The organism is Microbacterium sp. 70-16 (assembly GCF_001898315.1).
GTDB lineage: Bacteria > Actinomycetota > Actinomycetes > Actinomycetales > Microbacteriaceae > Microbacterium.
Genome location: NZ_MKTQ01000029.1, coordinates 63866 through 84286 on the forward strand (window position 1 = coordinate 63866; position 20421 = coordinate 84286).

Annotated in this window: 15 protein-coding genes and 1 tRNA gene; 5 read left to right on the plus strand and 11 right to left on the minus strand. The window is 69.7% G+C overall.

The window, feature by feature from the left end; translation table 11 throughout:
* Nucleotides 1–47: 47 nt before the first annotated feature.
* The 4 genes from BGO46_RS13825 (at nt 48) to BGO46_RS13840 (ending at nt 4615) form a co-directional block, all read left to right on the plus strand.
* A complete protein-coding gene (locus tag BGO46_RS13825; protein WP_292674987.1) occupies nt 48–2675 on the plus strand; it encodes a transglycosylase domain-containing protein in 2628 nt (875 codons plus the stop codon).
* Nucleotides 2672–3628 carry a metallophosphoesterase gene (locus BGO46_RS13830; protein ID WP_292674984.1) on the plus strand — a complete coding sequence of 319 codons (957 nt, stop codon included), beginning with the start codon at nt 2672–2674 and terminating at the stop codon, nt 3626–3628. Before BGO46_RS13825 ends, BGO46_RS13830 begins: the two co-directional genes overlap by 4 nt.
* 87 nt (nt 3629–3715) lie before the next feature.
* Nucleotides 3716–3789, plus strand: a tRNA-Pro gene (locus BGO46_RS13835).
* A gap of 61 nt (nt 3790–3850) precedes the next feature.
* On the plus strand, nt 3851–4615 hold the full coding sequence (locus BGO46_RS13840; RefSeq protein ID WP_292674981.1) for an HAD-IIB family hydrolase: 765 nt from the start codon (nt 3851–3853) through the stop codon (nt 4613–4615).
* A 180-nt stretch (nt 4616–4795) separates the two neighbouring features.
* Here the strand turns inward: BGO46_RS13840 and BGO46_RS13845 are convergent, their stop codons facing one another.
* From BGO46_RS13845 to BGO46_RS13885, 9 genes are all read right to left on the minus strand, one after another.
* Nucleotides 4796–6085, minus strand: a complete 1290-nt coding sequence (locus tag BGO46_RS13845) for an alpha-hydroxy acid oxidase (RefSeq protein ID WP_292674978.1) — start codon at nt 6083–6085, stop codon at nt 4796–4798.
* Between the two features lie 27 nt (nt 6086–6112).
* A complete protein-coding gene (locus BGO46_RS13850) occupies nt 6113–6832 on the minus strand; it encodes an FCD domain-containing protein (RefSeq protein WP_292674975.1) in 720 nt (239 codons plus the stop codon).
* 71 nt (nt 6833–6903) lie between these two features.
* On the minus strand, nt 6904–7503 hold the full coding sequence (locus BGO46_RS13855) for a thymidine kinase (RefSeq protein WP_292674972.1): 600 nt from the start codon (nt 7501–7503) through the stop codon (nt 6904–6906).
* Nucleotides 7504–7510: 7 nt separating this feature from the next.
* A complete protein-coding gene (locus BGO46_RS13860; RefSeq protein ID WP_292674970.1) occupies nt 7511–8983 on the minus strand; it encodes a malate:quinone oxidoreductase in 1473 nt (490 codons plus the stop codon).
* 107 nt (nt 8984–9090) lie between these two features.
* Nucleotides 9091–10164 (minus strand): aspartate-semialdehyde dehydrogenase, encoded by a 1074-nt coding sequence (locus BGO46_RS13865; RefSeq protein ID WP_292674968.1) that lies wholly within the window; start codon nt 10162–10164, stop codon nt 9091–9093.
* A gap of 224 nt (nt 10165–10388) precedes the next feature.
* On the minus strand, nt 10389–11687 hold the full coding sequence (locus BGO46_RS13870; protein ID WP_292674965.1) for an aspartate kinase: 1299 nt from the start codon (nt 11685–11687) through the stop codon (nt 10389–10391).
* 167 nt (nt 11688–11854) lie between these two features.
* On the minus strand, nt 11855–12811 hold the full coding sequence (locus tag BGO46_RS13875; protein ID WP_292674962.1) for a DMT family transporter: 957 nt from the start codon (nt 12809–12811) through the stop codon (nt 11855–11857).
* On the minus strand, nt 12811–13404 hold the full coding sequence (gene recR, locus BGO46_RS13880; protein ID WP_292674959.1) for a recombination mediator RecR: 594 nt from the start codon (nt 13402–13404) through the stop codon (nt 12811–12813). The genes BGO46_RS13875 and recR overlap by 1 nt, the downstream gene beginning before the upstream one ends.
* Before the next feature lie 3 nt (nt 13405–13407).
* Nucleotides 13408–15612: a DNA polymerase III subunit gamma and tau gene (locus tag BGO46_RS13885; RefSeq protein ID WP_292674957.1), complete on the minus strand. Its 2205-nt coding sequence runs from the start codon at nt 15610–15612 to the stop codon at nt 13408–13410.
* 201 nt (nt 15613–15813) lie between these two features.
* Between BGO46_RS13885 and BGO46_RS13890 the strand changes: the two genes are divergently transcribed.
* Nucleotides 15814–16947, plus strand: a complete 1134-nt coding sequence (locus BGO46_RS13890) for an NAD(P)-binding domain-containing protein (RefSeq protein WP_292674954.1) — start codon at nt 15814–15816, stop codon at nt 16945–16947.
* Nucleotides 16948–17052: 105 nt separating this feature from the next.
* Here the strand turns inward: BGO46_RS13890 and BGO46_RS13895 are convergent, their stop codons facing one another.
* Entirely contained in the window at nt 17053–19602 is a 2550-nt protein-coding gene (locus BGO46_RS13895) for a glycosyl hydrolase family 65 protein (protein ID WP_292675152.1), read from the minus strand.
* A gap of 41 nt (nt 19603–19643) precedes the next feature.
* Nucleotides 19644–20372 (minus strand): HAD-IA family hydrolase, encoded by a 729-nt coding sequence (locus tag BGO46_RS13900; protein WP_292674950.1) that lies wholly within the window; start codon nt 20370–20372, stop codon nt 19644–19646.
* Nucleotides 20373–20421 lie beyond the last annotated feature (49 nt).

Sequence of the window (20421 nt, forward strand, 5' to 3'; positions counted from 1 at the left end):
CCGGCGCATCAAGGCTTCGCCCAGGGTTTTCCCTTACGATCAAGCCTATGCCCCATGTGAATAGGACAGCCACCGGCGTGCTCGGAGGCCTCGCAGGCCTCGTCGGACTGAGCGTCGTCGCCGGTGTTCTCGTGACCGCGACGGTGACCCCCGCACTCGCCGTCTCGGGCTACGCGGCCACGAGCGCCCTCGACTCGTTCGACAACATGCCCAGCGTGCTCGAGATCGACCCGCTCATGCTGCCGACCGAGATCTACCGCAAGGATTCTGCGGGCAACGACGTGCTGATGGCCGAGTTCTACGACCAGAACCGCATCCCCGTCACCTACGACGAGGTCAACCCCGTCATGTACGAGGCGATGGTCTCGAGTGAAGACAAGAACTTCTACACGCACGGTGGCGTCGACTTCGTCGGCACCCTCAGCGCACTCGTCGGCAACGCCTCCAGCGGCGGCAACCGCGGTGGCTCGACGATCACGCAGCAGTACGTCAAGAACGTGCTGCAGCAGAACTGTGAGACGCAGGCCAACGGCGACCAGGATCTCGTCGACGCGTGCTACGCCGCGACGACGGTGAACTCGGGCACCGAGGGCTACCAGCGCAAGCTGCAGGAGATGCGGTACGCGATCCAGGTCGAGAAGCAGTACTCCAAAGAAGAGATCCTGCTCGGCTACCTGAACATCACCAACTTCGGCGGCACGGTGTACGGCATCGGCGCAGCCGCCGAGCACTACTTCGGCGTCTCGGCCGCCGACCTCACGATCGCGCAGGCGGCGACCATCGCCGGCATGGTGCAAGAGCCCAACACGTTCCGCATCGACCAGCCGGGCGGCACCACGACCGACAAGGCCGGCAACGCGGTCAACGGTGAGGCGGACGGCTACTCGCTGACCCTCGACCGCCGCAACTACGTGCTCGGGCGCATGCTCGAAGACGGCAAGATCTCGCAGGCCGAGTACGACGAGGCCTACGCGACCCCCATCACTCCGAACATCGTGAACCGCCAGCAGGGTTGCCAGATGGCATCGGGCGCCGAGTTCTTCTGCGAGTACGTCGTCTCGATCATCAAGAGCGACCCCGCCTTCGGAGACGAAGACGAGCGCGCGCTCAACCTGCGTCGCGGCGGCTTCAAGGTCTACACGACGCTCGACCCCGACCTGCAGCAGACCGCGAACGACGCGATCTCGATCGTCCCCGCGACCGTCAGCTACATGGACCTCGGCTCGTCGGGCGTCCAGGTCGAGGTCGGCACCGGCCGTATCCTCTCGATGGTGCAGAACCGGCCCTACAGCGCGACGGGCACCGAAGAAGGCAAGACTCCCGTCAACTACAACGTGCGCGAGGCCAACGGCGGCAGCATCGGACACTCCGCCGGCTCGACGTACAAGGTCTTCAGCCTGCTCAACTGGCTGCAGCAGGGCAGGTCCGTCAACGAGGTGATCAACGGTCGCATCGGCGTCAAGAAGGTGCAGACCTGTGACGGCGCAACCCAGAGCGTCCCCGCCGACAACACCGGCGTGGCAGGCCACATCGGCAACTTCGAGAACAGCAGCGGCTACACCGGCACGATCTACAACTTCACCCGCGACTCGCTCAACTCGGGCTTCCTGGCGATGGCCGAGCAGCTGAGCGTGTGCTCGACAAACGAGGTCGCCGGCCAGATGGGCGTCACGTGGGGCGACGGCACGCCGCTCACCTCGGTGCCCTCGTGGTCGACCGACCCCGCCAACGCGCCGTACAACGTGCTCGGCTCGTCGGCCGTCGCGCCGCTGGACATGGCCGAGGCCTACGCCGCGATCGCCGCGAACGGCGTGCTGTGCCAGCCGAAGTCGATCGACAAGGCGCTGGATGCCGACGGCAACGACATCACGCCGCAGACCACCTGCAACCAGGCGCTGACCACAGAGGTCGCCTCGACGGCGGCGTACACGCTCGTCGGCGTCATGAGCGGCACCGGTGTGGGCGCGCGCATCGGCGATGGTGTGCCGGTCTTCGGCAAGACCGGTATCCACCAGTACGAGCAGACCTGGATGGACGGCTCGTCGACGAAGGTCGCGACGGTCGTCTGGGTCGGCAACGCGACGGGTGCGGCCAAGCTCAACCTGTACCGCGAGAACGGGTGGCAGCTCTCGCGCATCCGCAACGCGATCTGGCCGGCGATGCAGGGTGCCGCCAACGCCAAGTACGGCGGCGACAACTTCCCCGATCCGGCAGCCGAGCTCACCAAGCGGGTGCTGACCGACCTGCCGAGCGTCATCGGTATGACGGTCGACCAGGCGACGACGACTCTTGAGGCCGCTGGATTCTCGGTGACTGTCGGCGACGCGGTCGACGGTGTCGAGGCAGCCGGCACCATCGTCCAGCAGGATCCCGCGGCCGGAAAGGTCGGTGGCGGCACGACCGTCACGATCAACCCGAGCAATGGGAACGGGCTGACCGTGCCCGCCGTCAGCGGCACGCTGAGCAGCGCCACCCAGACGCTGCGGTCGGCCGGGTTCAGCGATATCAGCAGCTCGTGCACGCAGCGTGACAGCGCTTCGGACGAGGGTACGGTCACCGGCACCGATCCGTCGGCCGGCACGGTCGTCTCGCGCAGCGCGTCGATCACGATCAACTACCAGGCGAAGTCCTGCGGCAACAGCAACCGCGGCAACAACAACGGCAACAACGGGTGACCGTCTCCGCGCCGCGCACCGCCCTCGCCGCCGCCTCGGCGGTGGGGGCGGTGGGAGTCGGCGCCGTCGTGTGGGGAACCTGCATCGAGCGGTTCCTGTTCACGGTGCGCCGCCACGACCTCGCCGTGCTCCCCGCCGGATCGCCGTCGCTGACGGTGCTGCACCTGTCCGATGCGCACATGGCGCCGTGGCAGCATCGCAAGCAGGCGTGGATCGCGCGGCTTGCCGAGCACGTGCAGCCCGACCTCGTGATCAACACGGGCGACAACCTCGGGCATGAGGACGGGCTGCGGGGCATCCGCACCGCTTTCGCGCCGCTGCGCGGCGTGCCGGGCCTGTTCGTGCACGGATCGAACGATGTCATCGGCCCGTCCGGCCGCAATCCCCTGCGGTACTTCCAGGGGCCGTCGCAGCGCAACGACCGCGGCGTCGACCTCGACACGGCGGCGATGGACGCCTTCTTCACCGACGAGCTCGGCTGGAACGATCTCGACAACACCGCCGCGACGATGACCGTCGCGGGACTGCGCGTCGACGCCTTCGGCGTCGACGACGCGCACCGCGACTGGGACGAGCTGGACGCACTGCCCGCGGCGATCGCGCAGATGCGGCGGCGGCCGCTGCTGCGGCCCGCCGCCACCGCTGCGCTGACCCTCGGCGTCACGCACGCGCCGTACCGCCGCGTGCTCGACCGGTTCGTCGACCTCGGCGCCGATGTGCTGCTCGCGGGGCACACGCACGGCGGCCAGGTGCGCATCCCGTTCTCCCCCTCGGCGCTCGTCGCGAACTGCGACATCCCCTTGGACCAGGCGCGCGGCATGAGCACGTGGACCCACGACGGGCGCACCGTGCCGCTGAACGTGTCGGCGGGGCTCGGACACTCGATCTACGCGCCGGTGCGATTCGGCTGCCGGCCGGAGGCATCCGTTCTCACCCTGCGCGCGGTCAACTGATCGTGCGCGGCCGATTCGCGCCGACCCGATTCGTGCCTGGCCGATTCGTGCACAGCCGCGGAACACTGTAGACTCGGAGGGTTGCCACGGGGTGTGGCGCAGCTTGGTAGCGCGCGTCGTTCGGGACGACGAGGCCGCAGGTTCAAATCCTGTCACCCCGACAGCTGAAGGGCTCCGCTATGCGGAGCCCTTCGTTGCAGAACCCCCCGAAACGGAGCGCCGATGACTTCCCCTCGCCTGGTCGCCTTCGACCTCGACGACACACTCGCCCCCTCCAAGAGCGCGATCGACCCGCGCATCGGCGAGCTGCTCATCGCCCTCGCCGAGCGTGTCGAGGTCGCCATCATCTCGGGCGGTCAGCTCGCACAGTTCACGAAGCAGGTCGTCGACCGCCTGCCCGCGACGACTTCCACCGTGCTGAGTCGCATCCACCTCATGCCCACGTGCGGCACGCAGTACTACACGCTGTCCGCGTCGGGCATCGAGACCGTGTACACGCGGTCGCTGACCGACGACGAGAAGACGCGCGCGCTGACCGCCGTCGAAGAAGAGGCACGGCGCCTGGGTCTGTGGGCGAGCGAGACGTGGGGCGACATCCTCGAAGACCGCGGATCGCAGATCACGTTCTCGGCGCTCGGCCAGAGCGCACCGTTGGATGCCAAGAAGGCGTGGGACCCGACCGGCGAGAAGAAGAACACGCTCCGCGCCGCCGTGGCTGACCGCATCCCCGACCTCGAGGTGCGCTCAGGTGGATCGACGTCGGTCGACATCACCCACCGCGGCATCGACAAGGCCTACGGCATGCGCCAGCTGGCCGAGCAGACGGGCATCCCGCTCGATGACATGCTCTTCGTCGGCGACCGCCTCGACCCCGACGGCAACGACTACCCCGTGCTCGCGATGGGTGTCGCCTGCCGCGCCGTCGAGGGCTGGGAAGAGACCGCCGACTTCCTCGACGAGCTCATCCCCACCCTCCCCGCGCGCTGACGGCGGGCGCGGCGGGGTGCGCGGCGATGCCTCGGCGGCCCGTCCCGCACCCCGCCCACCCCACCCTCATCCGCGAGACTGCAGTGGTGCACCGAGACTGCACGCGACGGCTGCTGTCTCGGTGCACCACTGCTGTTTCGGCGTCGGGGCGGGGTGCGGCGGCCCGCGCGCTGACGGCGGTCAGGCCTTCGCGCGAGCGGGGGTGCGACGGGCGGGAGTGGCGGCCGCTCCCCCAACACCCGCGATGGGCGTGAGGCGCTGCAGCTGCGTCACGTGGCGCGGCTCGAGCTCGGCGAGCGTCGAGACGCCGAGCAGCTTCATCGTGCGCTCGATCTCGGTGCGCAGGATCTCGATCGTGCGGTCGACGCCGCGGCGCCCACCCGCCATCAGCCCGTACAGGTAGGCACGGCCGATCAGGGTGAACTTCGCGCCGAGCGCGACGGATGCCACGATGTCGGCGCCGTTCATGATGCCGGTGTCGACCATGATCGTGGAATCCTTGCCGACTTCGCGCACGACCTGCGGCAGCAGGTGGAACGGGATCGGCGCACGGTCGAGCTGGCGTCCGCCGTGGTTCGACAGCACGATGCCGTCGACGCCGAGGTCGATCAGGCGCTTCGAGTCGGCGACGTTCTGGACGCCCTTGATGACGATCTTCCCGGGCCACATCGAGCGGATGACCTCGAGGTCTTCGTAGCTGATCGTGGGGTCCATCGCGGCGTTGAGCAGCTCGCCCACGGTGCCGCCGGTCGTCGTCAGCGACGCGAACTCGAGGCTCGGCGTCGTGAGGAAGTCGATCCACCACCACGGCCGCGGGATCGCGTTGATGATCGTGCCGAGCGTCAGCTGCGGCGGGATCGAGAAGCCGTTGCGCTTGTCGCGCAGGCGCGCGCCGGCAACCGGAGTGTCGACGGTGAACATGAGCGTGTCGAAGCCCGCCTTCGCGGCCCGCTCGACGAGTCCGTACGAGATCTCACGCTCGCGCATGACGTACAGCTGGAACCAGTTGCGCCCATGCGGGTTCGCGGCGCGCACGTTCTCGATCGAGGTCGTCCCGAGGGTCGAGAGGGTGAACGGGATGCCCGCGGCGCCCGCCGCCCCCGCTCCGGCGATCTCGCCCTCGGTCTGCATGAGCCGCGTGAACCCGGTCGGGGCGATGCCGAACGGCAGCGCCGACGGGCCGCCGAGGATCTCGGTCGAGGTGTCGACGTCGGCCGCCGGGCGGAGGATGTCGGGGTGGAACTCGATGTCTTCGAACGCCTGGCGGGCGCGCGCGAGCGACAGCTCGCCCTCGGCGGCGCCGTCGGTGTAGTCGAAGGCGGCCTTGGGGGTGCGGCGCTTCGCGATCGCGCGGAGGTCCGCGATCGTCAGCGCGCCGTCGAGGCGCCGCTTCACGCCGTCGAGCTCGGGCTTCTTGAACTGCATGAGCTCGAGCAGTTCGGGGATCTTGGGCAGCTGACGCTGAACCATGGTGTGCCTTTCGGGTGTCAGGATGTGTCAGGACGCGGTGGGCGCCGGCAGCCCGGCATCCGCGTAGTAGCCGGTGATGTGCGCGCGCACGAGGCCGCGCGCCGTCTCGGATTCGCCGCGTTCGATCGCGTGGAGGATCTCGGCGTGTTCGTGCCGCAGGCGGGCGCCTGTGGCCGTCCAGTCGGGCACACGCTCGGCTCCGGCCCGGATGTAGCTCTCGATCGTCTCGCGCAGGCCCGCCATGGTCGCCGAGACGACGAGGTTGCCGGATGCCTCGACGAGGCGCACGTGGAACTGCGAGTCGAGGGCGAGGAAGTCCTCGAGCGAGAGCTCCGGGGCATCCATCGCGACAAGCGTCGCGCGCGCCTCGGCGAGGTCTGCGCTCTCGCGGTCGGCGAGGTGGGCGACGGCCCACTCCTCCAGCAACAGGCGGGTCTCGTAGACGTCGGGGATCGGGAACCCGTGCGCGGCCACCTGCAGGCGCAGCAACTGGGCGAGGCCGCCCTGCGGCGTCGCCGTGACGATCGCACCCGCCGCGGGGCCCGAGCCCGTCGCCGTGCGGATCAGGCCCATCACCTCGAGCACGCGCAGCGCTTCGCGCACACTCGAGCGCCCGACGCCGAGTGTCGACGCGAGCTCGCGCTCGGGGGGCAGCCGGTCGCCGGGTCCGATCGTGCCGCTCAACAGGTCACCCTCGATCTTGTCGAGGACGACACGCCACGCCTTCGCCGGTGTGCTGTCGGTCATACGACCCCTTCCGTTGTCTGACCACATTATCTCCAGTGGTCAGACCTTGCAACGTGAGGGTCGATGCGATATCAGTTCAGGCGGCCGCCGGACTCACGCAGGTAGCACTCCGCGCACATCGACTCGTACGTGACCTTCTGGTGCGAGAGCTCGTCGATCGCGACCTGATCGCCGTCGAAGACGAACCTCCCGCCGACCAGCCGCGCGTTGAACAGCGCCTTGCGCCCGCACCGGCAGATGGTCTTGAGCTCTTCCAGGCTGTGCGACAGCTCAAGCAGGCGCGCAGAGCCGGGGAACGCGCGCGTCTGGAAGTCGGTGCGGATGCCGTACGCGAGCACCGGGATGCGGTCTTCGACGACGATCCGCAGCAGATCGTCGACCTGCGCGGGGGTGAGGAACTGCGCCTCATCGATCAGCAGGCATGCGACCTCGCCGACGCGGTCGGCGTGCGCCGAGACGAGCGCACGCACATCGTCATCGGGTGCGATCAGGAAGTCGACCGTGCGCGCGACGCCGAGCCGACTGGAGATCTGATCGGCACCCTTCGTGTCGATCTCGGGCTTGGCCAACAGCACGTGCTGCCCGCGCTCCTCGTAGTTGAACGCCGCCTGCAGCAGCGCCGTCGACTTGCCCGAGTTCATCGCCCCGTAGCGGAAGTACAGCTTGGCCACGCGCGCCTCAGCGGTTGATCTGCAGCGCCTGCGCTGTCGCGCTCAGCGAGGCGTCGGCGCGTGCGGCATCCGGGTTCAGCTGCTCGCCGTAGCTCGGGATGAGCTCTCGCAGGGTCGGCTCCCACTCGGGCATCCGGTCGGGGAAGCACGTCTGCAGCAGGTTCAGCATGATGGATGCCGCCGTCGACGCGCCCGGCGAGGCACCCAGCAGGCCCGCGATCGAGCCGTCGGCCGAAGTGACGACCTCGGTGCCGAACTGCAGCACGCCACCCTTCGTTGGATCCTTCTTCATGACCTGGGCGCGCTGGCCGGCCTGGATGAGCTCCCAGTCCTCGTCCTTCGCGGTGGGCATGAACACCCGCAGCGAGTCGACCTTCTTCTTGTGGTTCTTCAGCAGTTCGCTGAGCAGGTACGTGATGAGGCTCGGGTTGTCGATCGCAACCTTGAGCATCGGGCCGAGGTTGCCGGGGCGCACCTGCGCGACGATGTCGGTGATGCGGCCGTTCTTGAGGAACTTCGGGCTGAACGTCGCGAACGGACCGAACAGCAGCGACGCCTCGCCGTCGACGACGCGCGTGTCCAGGTGCGGCACCGACATGGGCGGGGCGCCGACGGATGCCTGCGAGTACACCTTCGCCTTGTGCTGGGCGACGATCGCGGGGTTCGAGGTCTTGAGGAACTGACCGCCGATCGGGAACACGCCGTAGCCGGAGATCTCGGGGATACGCGAGGACTGTAGCAACTTGATGGCCCAGCCACCCGCGCCGACGAACACGAAGCGTGCGTTCAGGCTGCCGGGGGTCTTGCCGAGCGAGCGGCGGTACGAGACCTTCCACGTGCCGTCGGCCTGCTTGCGCAGCTTGCGCGCCTCGATGTTGGTGCGCACGTCGACACCCTCGGATGCCAGGTTCGCGAACAGCTGACGCGTCAGCGCCCCGAAGTCGACGTCGGTGCCGGCGGGCACCCGGGTCGCGGCGAACGGCTCGCCCACGCGGCGCTTCTGCATGAGCAGCGGCGCCCACTGGTTGATGACGCGGGAGTCCTCGGAGTACTCGATGCCCTCGAACAGGGGCTGGGTCTTGAGCGCCTCGTAGCGCTTCTTGAGGTAGGCGACGTCCTTCTCGCCGCGGACGAACGTCATGTGCGGCGTCGCGTTGATGAAGGTCGAAGGCCCGTCGAGGATGCCCCGGTCGATGAAGCTCGACCACAGTTGCCGGCTCTGCTGGAACTGCTCGTTGATCGACACGGCCTTCGCGGGGTCGACCGAGCCGTCGCTCGCTTCGGGCATGTAGTTGAGCTCGCACAGGGCCGCGTGGCCGGTACCGGCGTTGTTCCAGGCGTTGGAGGATTCCTCGGCGACATCGCTGAGGCGCTCGAGCACGACGATCTTCCAGTCCGGCTGGAGCTGGCGCAGCAGGGTTCCGAGGGTGGCGCTCATGATGCCACCGCCGATCAGGACGACATCAACGGGTTCACTCACGATGTCCCAGTCTAGGCGCGGTTTCGCGCGCGGCCCGCCGCCGTGGCATCCCTCGCCTGTCAACTCCGGTGGTTCTTACGCGAACCGTGAATTTCGCAGGGTGCGGGTCAGGCCACGGGGGCGGCGAGGCGGGCGGCGACGATCTCGGCGATCTGGACGGCGTTGAGGGCCGCGCCCTTGCGCAGGTTGTCGTTCGACAGGAACAGCACGAGGCCCTTCCCCTCGGGCGCCGACTGGTCGGCGCGGATGCGGCCGACGTAGCTCGGGTCGTTGCCGGCCGCCTGCAGCGGCGTCGGCACCTCTTCGAGGGCGACACCGGGGGCGGATGCCAGGATCTCGCGCGCCTGGTCGGGCGTGATGTCGTCGCGGAACTCGGCGTGGATCGACAGCGAGTGCCCCGTGAAGACGGGCACGCGCACGCACGTGCCGGCGACGCGCAGGTCAGGCAGCTCGAGGATCTTGCGGCTCTCGTTGCGCAGCTTCTTCTCTTCGTCGGTCTCGTTGTCGCCGTCGTCGACGAGGTTGCCCGCGAACGGGATGACGTCGAACGCGATCGGGGCGACATACTTCTCGGGCTGCGGGAAGTCCACCGACGAGCCGTCGTGCACGAGGTCGAGCGTGTGGTTCTGCGCCAGGACGCCCTCGACCTGGCCGAGGAGTTCCTGGGCCCCGGCGAGGCCCGAGCCCGAAACGGCCTGATAGGTCGACACGATGAGGCGCTCGAGGCCAGCGGCGGCGTGCAGGGGCTTGAGCACCGGCATCGCGGCCATCGTCGTGCAGTTGGGGTTGGCGATGATGCCCTTGGGCAGGTTCAGGGTCGCGTGCGGGTTGACCTCGCTCACGACGAGGGGAACCTCGTGGTCCATGCGCCAGGCGCTGGAGTTGTCGATGACGACGGCGCCAGCCTCGGCGAACCGCGGCGCGTGCGCGCGCGATCCGGTCGCACCGGCCGAGAACAGGGCGATGTCGATGCCGGCCGGGTCAGCCGTCGCGACGTCTTCGATGATGATCGTCTCGCCGCCGAACTCGACCGCGGTACCCGCCGAGCGCGCCGTCGCGAACAGGCGCAGCTCACGGATCGGGAACGAGCGCTCCGCGAGAATCTCGCGCATGACGGTCCCGACCTGGCCGGTGGCGCCGACGACGGCGACGGAGAGTCCTGAATCGGAGATGCGGGTCATGACGGATCCTTGCGTGCGCGCCGCGGGTGCGGCGAAGTCGGGGTTTTCGGCGATTCTACCCGCCGGCGCGCGGCAGCTTCGGCCGCATGACGGAGGCATCCTGCCGAATCCACTGCCAACCATGTCCCAAAAACGGTTGTTCAGGGCCGGGGAATCCAGCGTTTATTGGGACATGCTCCGCATCAAGTGGGACATGGAGGGGCGGCGGATGCCCGGGCGCTGGCTCAACGGCCGGTGCCGGCGTGGACGACGGCTTCGGCTTCGCCGTCCAGGCCGTAGGCCGTGTGCACGACGCGCGCGGCCTCGGCGAGGTCGTCGCCGCGGACGACGACCGAGATGCGGATCTCCGACGTCGAGATCATCTCGATGTTCACGCCCGCGGTCGACAGCGCCTCGAACAGCGTCGCCGAGACGCCCGAATGCGTGCGCATGCCCGCGCCGACGACCGACAGCTTGCCGATCTGGTCGTCGTGGACGAGGCTCTCGAACCCGATGCCGGGCTGCTCGGCAGACAGCGCGCGCAGCGCCGTCGCGGCATCCGACTTAGGCACGGTGAACGAGATGTCGGTGCGCCCGGTCGCGGCGGCCGACACGTTCTGCACGATCATGTCGACGTTCGCGCCGCTCTTGGCGACGACGGTGAAGATCTCGGCGGCCTTGCCGGGCACGTCGGGCACGCCGATGATGGTGATCTTGGCCTGGCCGAGGTCGGTGGCGACACCGGCGACGATGGGCTCTTCCATGGCGGACTCCTCTAGGTGAGCCGCGATCGCGGCGGGGACGGTCATACCGGCGCCGAGCACGAACGTGCCCTGGCCGGAGCTGAAGGTGGAACGGGCGTTGATCATGACGCCGTGGCGGCGCGCGTACTCGACGGCGCGGATGTAGAGCACCTTGGCGCCATTGGCGGCCAGCTCGAGCATCTCTTCGGACGAGACGACGTCGAGCTTGCGCGCCTTGGGCACGACGCGCGGGTCGGCGGTGAAGATGCCGTCGACGTCGCTGTAGATTTCACACACGTCGGCGTCGAGGGCCGCAGCGAGGGCGACGGCGGTCGTGTCGGAGCCGCCGCGGCCGAGGGTCGTGATGTCGCGGGTGTCGCGGTTGAAGCCCTGGAAGCCGGCGACGATGACGATCGCGCCCTCGTCGAGGGCTTCGCGCAGGCGCACCGGGGTGACGTCGACGATGCGTGCGGCACCGTGCGTGGCATCCGTGATCATGCCGGCCTGGCTGCCGGTGAAAGACCGCGCCTCGAAGCCCATCGAGTGGATCGCCATCGCGAGCAGCGCCATGGAGATGCGCTCGCCCGAGCTGAGCAGCATGTCGAGTTCGCGCGGCGCCGAGATCGGCGCGACCTCGTGCGCGAGGTCGAGCAGCTCGTCGGTCGTGTCGCCCATCGCGCTGACGGCGACGACGACGTCGTGGCCGGCCCTGCGGGTGTCGACGATGCGCTTGGCGACGCGCTTGATGCTTTCGGCGTCGGCGACGGACGAGCCGCCGTACTTCTGGACGATCAGCGCCACGTGTGGAACTCCCGAGTGTGTCGACGGGGCGACGGACAGATGCCGACCCCAAAGGAACATTCTAGAGACGGCAGGATGCCGCATCCGCCATGTGACGGCGGCGCCGGCGACCAGAAGCGGCCGTCACTGCAGCGTGAGTCCCGCCGCCGCGGTGCAGAGAGCGTCCCTCACGCCGCGGGCGGTGCGGGTGGCGCCGGCTGCGCTGGCTCTGCCAGCGGCATACTCACCGCGGCATCCGCTCGTCTGAGCCTGCCGCCGGTCGCGGCGAGCCAGCAGCCGACGATGACGATCGGGAAGCCGATCAGCAGGCCGCCCGACAGGTGCTCACCGAGCACGAGCACGCCGAGCAGGATCGCGACGACGGGGTTCACATACGTGAACAGCGGCGCGCGCACGGGGCCGACCTCGCCGATGAGCGCGAAGAACGCGAGGAACGCGAGGGCCGTGCACAGGATGCCGAGCAGTACCAGCGACACCGCGCTGCGCGCGGTCGGAACCTCGTGCTGGGTCAGCAGCGCGAACGGCAGGTACGCGATGCCGACGACCATCAGTGACAGCGTGATCGTGCCCAGTGAGGGCACGTGTGCGAGCTTCGTCGCGATGATGAAGGGCGCGACCGCGTAGAGGAACGCGACGAGCAGCACCTCGCCCATCGCGGCAAGTGCCTGCCCCGGGTCGCCGATCGACAGGCCGGGGCCGATGACGATGACCCCGACGCCGATGAACCCGACGACCAGGCCGATCGCGCGCAGTGGCGAGAGCATCGTGCGGTCGCCGCGTGCGAGGGCGATCACCGCGGCGAACAGCGGCACCGTCGCGACGAGCAGGCCGGTGATGCCGGAGGGCAGGGTCTGCTCAGCGTGCCCCAGCAGGAAGAACGGCCCCGCCATCTCGATCGCCCCGAACGCGAGCACCCACGGCCACAGCTTGAGCGCGGGTCGCAGCGCGCCGCGGCGCAGCGCGATCGGCAGCAGGATCGCGGCGCCGATCAGCGTGCGCCCCGACACGATCGCGGCGGGCGAGAACGTGTCGACGGCCTCTTTGATGAACAGGTACGGGATGCCCCACAGCAGCGCCATCAGTCCGTAGAGCATCCACGCCCGCCCCGAGACGGCCGCGCTCATCAGACGCTCCGTCGGCCCTCGAACGCGCGGCCCAGGGTCACCTCGTCGGCGTATTCGAGGTCTCCCCCGACGGGAAGACCCGACGCGAGCCGGGTGACGCGGATCTCGAGCGTGTGCAGCAGCCGGCTGAGGTAGGTCGCGGTCGCCTCACCCTCGAGGTTGGGATTGGTCGCGAGGATGACCTCCTGCACCGTGCCGTCGGCGAGGCGCTGCATGAGCTGCGTGATGCGCAGATCGTCGGGTCCGATGCCCGCGATGGGGCTGATCGCCCCACCCAGCACGTGGTAGAGCCCGCGGAACTCGCGCGTGCGCTCGATGGCCGACACATCCTTGGCATCCTCGACGACGCAGATGAGGCTGCCATCGCGCCGCGGATCGCGGCAGATGGCGCAGCGCTCCTGCTCGCTCACGTTGCCGCAGATCTCGCAGAAGCGCACGCGTTCGCGCAGCTCGCCGAGCAGTTGCGACAGGCGCGTGACGTCGAACGTGGGTGTCTGCAGGATGTGGAACGCGATGCGCTGGGCCGACTTCGGGCCGATGCCCGGAAGTCGCCCGAACTCATCGATGAGATCTTGGACGATGCCGTCGTACATGAATCAGTTGAACCTCGTCGGCGGGTTGTGCGGCTCTTCCCGCACGAAAGTGGCGCCCAGCACCTGGCGGACGACGGCCTCGCCGACACGTTCGATGCCGTTCGTGCGCGGCGCGCGCGGCGGCGCCGCCGAGGCACGCCGCTCGACCGCGACCGGCGCACGCGGCGGCAGCGGGGCGTCGTCGTCGGGCGGCGGCGGGACGTCGTCTTCGTCGTCGGGCGGGATGTCGGAGACCGGGATCACATCGCCGTCGTGCTCGCGCTGGATCGTGAGGGTGCGCACGGGCGCCGCCTCGGCATCCTCGGGCTCGTCGTCGACGGCCAGCTGCGCGACCGGGCCCGGCTCGCCGTCGGCCGGGATCGCGGCGACGGCCCACTCGGTCACCGGCGCGGCCGCGCTCGCGGAGCTGCGCGGGGGTGCGGATGCCTCGGGACGCACGACGGGCGGCGTGCCGCCGTGGCCTACCTGACCTGCGGGCGGGGTGCCCGGGCCTGCGGCGGGCGAGGCGGGGGTGCCGCCGGGGCCGGCCTGACCGGCGGGCGGGGTGCCCGGGCCCGCGGCGGGCGGGGCCTGCGGGGCCTGCTGCCCACCCGCGTCGTGGCGTGCGACATACTTCACGCGCACATCGAGCACCGCCAGGATCGCGCTGCGGAGGTCTTCACTCGGCCCCTTGCCCGCGGCGAGCTTCTTGAACGCTGCGACATCGCCCTGACTCTGGAAGTTCAGAGCCAGCACGTCGTCGGCGTAGCCGACGGGGGTCGCCGCCGCCGCGAGCATCCACGAGGTGCGGCTGATCGGCTCGAGCGTGTCGAGGATCCGCTGCCAGGAGTCGAGCACGGTGGCGAGGGTGACGGGCCCGGCGGGAGGCGCCGGGTCGGATGCCGGCTGCGCCTGCGCCGCGGGAGCGGGGGTGGGCGCGGCCGGCGGCTGGGCCGCGGGAGCCGGCGTCGCCGCCGGAGGCGCGGCAGGCGCCTGCGCCTGCGGCGCGGGCGTGGCCGCCGGAGCGGCCGCAGGAGCGGCAACAGGCGCGGCAGGAGCGACCACCGGCGCAGCGGAGGCGATCGGCGCACGCGAGGCATCCACCGGCACCGACGCGACGGGGCCGCCCGCCGTGTGTGCGAGCACGCGCGCGACCAGCAGTTCCAGTTGCAGCCGCGGCGAGGTCGCACCCGACATCTCGTCGAGCGTCCCGACGACGAGGTCGGCGATCTGCGAGAGGCCGTCGGTGCTGAACGCGCGTGCTTGCTGCGACATCCGTTCGAGCTCGTCGGCGGGGATGCCTCGCAGCACCGCGGCCGCGCCGTCGCCGGTCGCGGCGACGATGATGAGGTCGCGCAGCCGCTCGAGCAGGTCGTCGACGAAGCGGCGCGGGTCCTGACCGGTCTGCACGACCCGGTCGACGGCGGCGAAGGCCGCTCCGGCGTTGTGCGCGGCGAACGCCGAGACGACCTCGTCGAGGAGCTCCGCGTGCGTGTAGCCGAGCAGCGCGACGGCGCGCTCGTACCGCACGACACCGTCTTCGGAACCGGCGATCAGCTGGTCGAGCAGTGAGAGCGTGTCACGCGGCGAGCCGCCGCCGGCACGGACGACGAGCGGCAGGACGCCGGGTTCGACCTGCACGCTCTCTTGCGCGCACAGCTGCTCGACGTACTCGAGCATCGCGGCGGGGGCGACGAGGCGGAACGGATAGTGGTGCGTGCGCGAGCGGATCGTGCCGATGACCTTCTCGGGCTCGGTCGTCGCGAAGATGAACTTGACGTGATCGGGCGGCTCTTCGACGAGCTTGAGCAGGGCGTTGAATCCCTGCGGCGTCACCATGTGCGCCTCGTCGAGAATGAAGATCTTGAACCGGTCGCGGGCGGGAGCGAAGATCGCGCGCTCGCGCAGGTCGCGGGCATCGTCGACACCGTTGTGGGATGCCGCGTCGATCTCGACGACGTCGAGCGATCCGCCGCCGCCGCGCCCGAGCTCGATGCAACTGTCGCACTTTCCGCACGGGGTGTCGGTCGGGCCCTCGGCGCAGTTGAGGCAGCGCGCCAGGATGCGCGCCGAGGTGGTCTTGCCGCACCCGCGCGGACCGCTGAACAGATAGGCGTGCCCGACCCGGTCGCCGCGCAGCGCCGTCATCAGCGGATCGGTGACCTGGGCCTGCCCGATCATCTCACCGAAGCTCTCGGGCCGGTAGCGGCGGTACAGGGCTGTGGTCACCTGAACAGACTACGGCGTACGCCCGACATCGCGGCCGGCGCCATGCACAGCTCGCGAGCGCGCGCCCGGTGTTTCGGACGTTTGAGGGGACCGAAACTCCGATCAGGCGAGTTTCGGCCGCTTCAGGGGTCCGAAACTCGCGCGGCGTCTGTCCGAGCGGGCCGTGGGAACAGTGCCGCGGGGCGGGGCGTTGCAGCAGGCATGGAACCCCGCCTCGTCGACGTCGTCGTCATCGGCGCCGGGCAGGCAGGGCTGTCGGCGGCCTATCACTTGCGGCGGCGCGGCTACTCCCCCGCGGTGATCCCCGCCCCGACCCGCACCCCACCCGACGGCCCGTCGTTCGTCGTCCTCGACGCCGACGAGAAGCCCGGCGGCGCCTGGCAGCACCGCTGGGAGTCGCTGCGGATGGCGACGGTCAACGGCATCCATGAACTGCCCGGTTTTCCGGTGCCGCCTGCCGATCCGAACGCGCCCGCGCGCGACGTGCTGCCCGACTACTTCGCCGAGTACGAGCGGCGCTACGACCTGCGCGTCGAGCGCCCCGTGGAGGTGCGCGCGGTGCGCCGCGAGGACGACGATCCGCACGGCCGGCTGCTCGTCCAGACCGACCGGGGTGACTGGAGCGCCCGCTACGTCATCAACGCGACGGGCACGTGGCGACGCCCGTTCTGGCCGCGCTACCCGGGCGGCGAGACCTTCCGCGGGCGCCAGCTGCACGTGCACGACTACGTCTCGGCATCCGAGTTCGCGGGCCGGCGCGTCGTGATCGTCGGCGCGGGCATCTCGGCCGTGCAGCTGCTAGACGAGATCTCGCACGTCGCCAACACGTTCTGGGTGACGCGGCACGAAGTGCGGTGGGATGCCACCGAGTTCGACACCGCCGCGCGCATCGCGGCGATCGCCGGCGTCGAAGAGCGCGTGCGGCGCGGCGAGCCACCCGGCAGCGTCATCTCGGTGACCGGCCAGCACCGCACCGCGTGGTCGGAGGCCGCGCAGGCGCGGGGCGTGCTCGTGCGGCATCCGATGTTTTCGCGCATCGAACCAGACGGCATCCGGATGCCCGACGGGACGCTCGAGCGCGCCGACGTGATCCTGTGGGCGACGGGCTTCCGCGCCGACATCGTCCACCTCGCACCCCTCGCGCTGCGCACGCCCGCGGGCGGCATCCGCGTCGCGAACGGGCGGTCGCTCGACGAGCCGCGGGTGTTCCTCATCGGGTACGGCCCGTCGCAGTCGACCGTCGGCGCGAACCGCGCGGGCCGCGACGCCGTGCGCGCGATCGTCGCCGAGGAACGCGGTTCGGGGTCGCCTGTGGTCGCCTCAGCCCACGCGTAGCGACCACACGCGACCCCAAACCCGGACGCACGCGACTACACGCGACCCCAAACTGAGGAGCGAGCGGGCGAAAGGGACCGCACGCGACCCCAAACCCGGGATGCCTCAGGAGTCGAGTGCCTCCTCGGGCAGCTCGCCGATGATGGGGATCGACCCCGTGATCACGGGGATGCTCGTCGTCAGGGTGGGCACCGAGGCCGACAGCAGCGTGCCGTCGTCGCGCACCGACTCGCCGATGTCGCTGAGGCTCGGGCGGCCCGACAGGCGAGGGCCCTGGCCGCGCAACGGGATCGTGATCGAGGCATCCCGCTTGACGATGTAGTCGCGCCCGCGCACCGAGAACTCGACGTCGTCGCCACCGGTGGCATCGACCTGCAGCGTGTCGGCGGTCACCGTGACCTGCAGGGCCGTCCCGTGCCAGTGCAGCGGGAACGACAGCGACGGCCAGTCGGCGGGCAGCCGCGGATCGAACGACAGCTCGCCGTAGTGGTCGCGCATGCCGCCGAAGCCCGACACGAGCGCCGTCCACACCCCGCCCGCCGATGCGACGTGCACGCCGTCGGCCGCGTTGTGGTGCAGGTCACCCAGGTCGACGAAGATCGACTGCGAGAAGTACTCGAGAGCGAGGTCTTGGTAGCCCACTTCGGCGGCGAGGATCGACTGCACGACCGCCGAGAGGGTCGAGTCACCCGTCGTCAGCGGGTCGTAGTACTCGAAGTCGGCGAGCTTCTCGTCATCGGTGAAGTGGTTGCCCTGCAAGAACAGCGCCAGCACGACATCGGCCTGCTTGAGCACCTGGTAGCGGTAGATCACGAGCGGGTGGAAGTGCAGCAGCAGCGGCCGCTGCTCGGCCGGCGTTGACTCCAGGTCCCACACCTCGCGCTCGAGGAACACCTCATCCTGCGGGTGGATGCCGAGCGTGTCGCTGTACGGGATGTGCATCGCCTCGGCGGCGGAATCCCAGGCATCCGCTTCGGTCTCATCGAACTCGAGACGCTCGACCATCGCGGCGTACTGCTCGGGCGCTTCGGCGGCCATCTCGCGCACGACGCGCGCCGCGTAGCGCAGGTTGTAACGGGCCATCACGTTGGTGAACAGGTTGTCGTTGACGACCGTCGTGTACTCGTCGGGGCCGGTCACGCCGTGGATGTGGAACACGCCCTCGACACCGTCCTCATTGGCGCGCCAGAACCCGAGCGTGGCCCACAGTCGCGCCGTCTCGACGATGATGTCGACGCCCTCGCGGTAGAGGAACTCGTTGTCGCCGGTCGCCCGCACATACTTGCCGAGCGCGAAGCTCACGTCGGCGTTGATGTGGTACTGCGCCGTGCCGGCAGCGTAATAGGCGGATGCCTCTTCGCCGTTGATCGTGCGCCAGGGGAACAGGGCCCCCGCCTCGTTGAGCTGCCCCGCGCGCTTGCGCGCCGCCGGCAGCATCAGGTAGCGCATGCGCAGAGCGTTGCGTGCCCACAGTGGCGTCGAGTAGATGAGGAACGGGAGCACGTAGATCTCGGTGTCCCAGAAGTAGTGACCGCTGTAGCCCGACCCGGTCACACCCTTCGCGGGCACGCCCTGGCCGTCAGCGCGCGCCGCGGCCTGCGCGAGCTGGAACAGGCACCAGCGCGTCGCCTGCTGCAGGTCGGGGTGGCCCCCGATGACGACGTCGGAGCGCTGCCAGAACGCAGCCATCCACGCCGCCTGCCGGTCGTACTGTGTCTGCACGCCCTCCGACTCGACGCGGTCGAGGGTGCGCCGACCACGGTCGACGAGCTCGCGCGCGGGCACGCCGCGCGAGGTGTGATAGCTCACAAGCTTGGTGACGGTGATGGGGACGCCCGCCTTCGCCTGCACGCGGAACACGTTCTTGGCGATGTCGGGCTCGATGAGCGAGCGCGCCGAGAACTCGTTCTCGGTGTCGATGAGGTGGTCGGCGACGATGGCCATCGTCATGCCGGATGCCGTGACCTGGTACGACATCGCCGAGCGTCCGCCGTCCTGCCAGTACTCCTGCGGCTGCAGCACGCGCTCGTGGATCTTCTCGGCCTTGCGCGGGTCGAAACCGCCCTTGCCGCCGCGGCCGTGCGCGACCGGCGCGGCGCCGCCGTACACGTCTTCGCCGTCTTGCCGGTTGATCAGCTGACAGCTGATCGTGACCGGGGCATCCGCGTTGAGCACCGTCACCGTGACGCGCATGATCGCGAGGTGCTTCTCTTCGAAGGACACGAGCCGGTCGAAGTCGATCACGACGTCCTTGCCGCTCGGGGTCATCCAGCGCAGGTGTCGGCTGAGCGTGCCCGTCCGCATGTCGAGCACGCGCTCGTACTCACGGATGTCGGCGACATCGAACGCAAGCGGCTCGTCGTCGACGTAGACGCGCATGACCTTGGCATCCGGCGCGTTGATGATCGTCTGGCCCACCTCGGCGAACCCGTAGGCCTGCTCTGCATGCCGAATCGGGAATGTTTCATGGAAGCCGTTGATGAAGGTGCCGTGCTCGTGCGCGTGCCGACCCTCGGGGTGGTTGCCACGCAACCCCAGGTAGCCGTTGCCGAGCGCGAACAGGGTCTCGGTGACGCCGACGTCATCCAGCGAGAACGAGTTCTCGACGAGGCGCCATTCGTCGACGGGGAAGCGATCGCGATCCAACTTGTCCATCCCTCGGTGCTCAGTGTTGTGGTCGGTGCGGCGTGTGGTCGTCACGAGACGAACGCTGCGAGGTCGTCGACGACGAGGTCGGCGCCCAGGTCGAGCAGGGCCTGCGCGCCGGCGCCGCGGTCGACGCCGATGACGAGGCCGTACCCGGCTGCCGCGGCCGACTGCACGCCCGAGTGGGCATCCTCGACGGCGGCGCTGCGGGCGGGGTCGACGCCGAGCATGCGCGCGCCGGCGGCGAACATGTCGGGCTCGGGCTTGGAGCGCAGCCCGTCGCGCGCCGAGACGACGCCGTCCACGACGATCGCGAAGAAGTCGCGGATGCCCGCGGCGCGCAGCACCTCTTCGGCGTTCTTCGAGCTCGACACGACTCCGATCGGCGTGCCCGCGTCGCGCAACTTCTCGATCAGGGCGAGCGAACCCGGGTAGGGATCGATGCCGTCGGCGCGCAGCACGGCGGCGAAGACCTCGTTCTTGCGGTTGCCGATGCCGCACACCGTGTCGGCGGTCGGCAGGTCGTCGGGGTCGCCCCAGGGCACTTCGACGTCACGCGAGCGCAGCAGGCTCGCGACGCCGTCGTAGCGCTGCTTGCCGTCGAGATAGCGGAAGTAGTCGTCCTGCGTGTACGCGGGCTCGATGCCCCACGCCGAGAACAGGTCGGCGAACATCGTCTGCCACGCGTGCATGTGCACTTCGGCGGTCGGGGTGAGCACGCCGTCGAGGTCGAAGAGAACGCCCTCGAGAGTCGTCAGGTCGGGAAGATCCTCGGTCACGCACCCAGCGTAGCCGCGGGGTGCGAACGGTGCGTGTCGGATCTTCGAT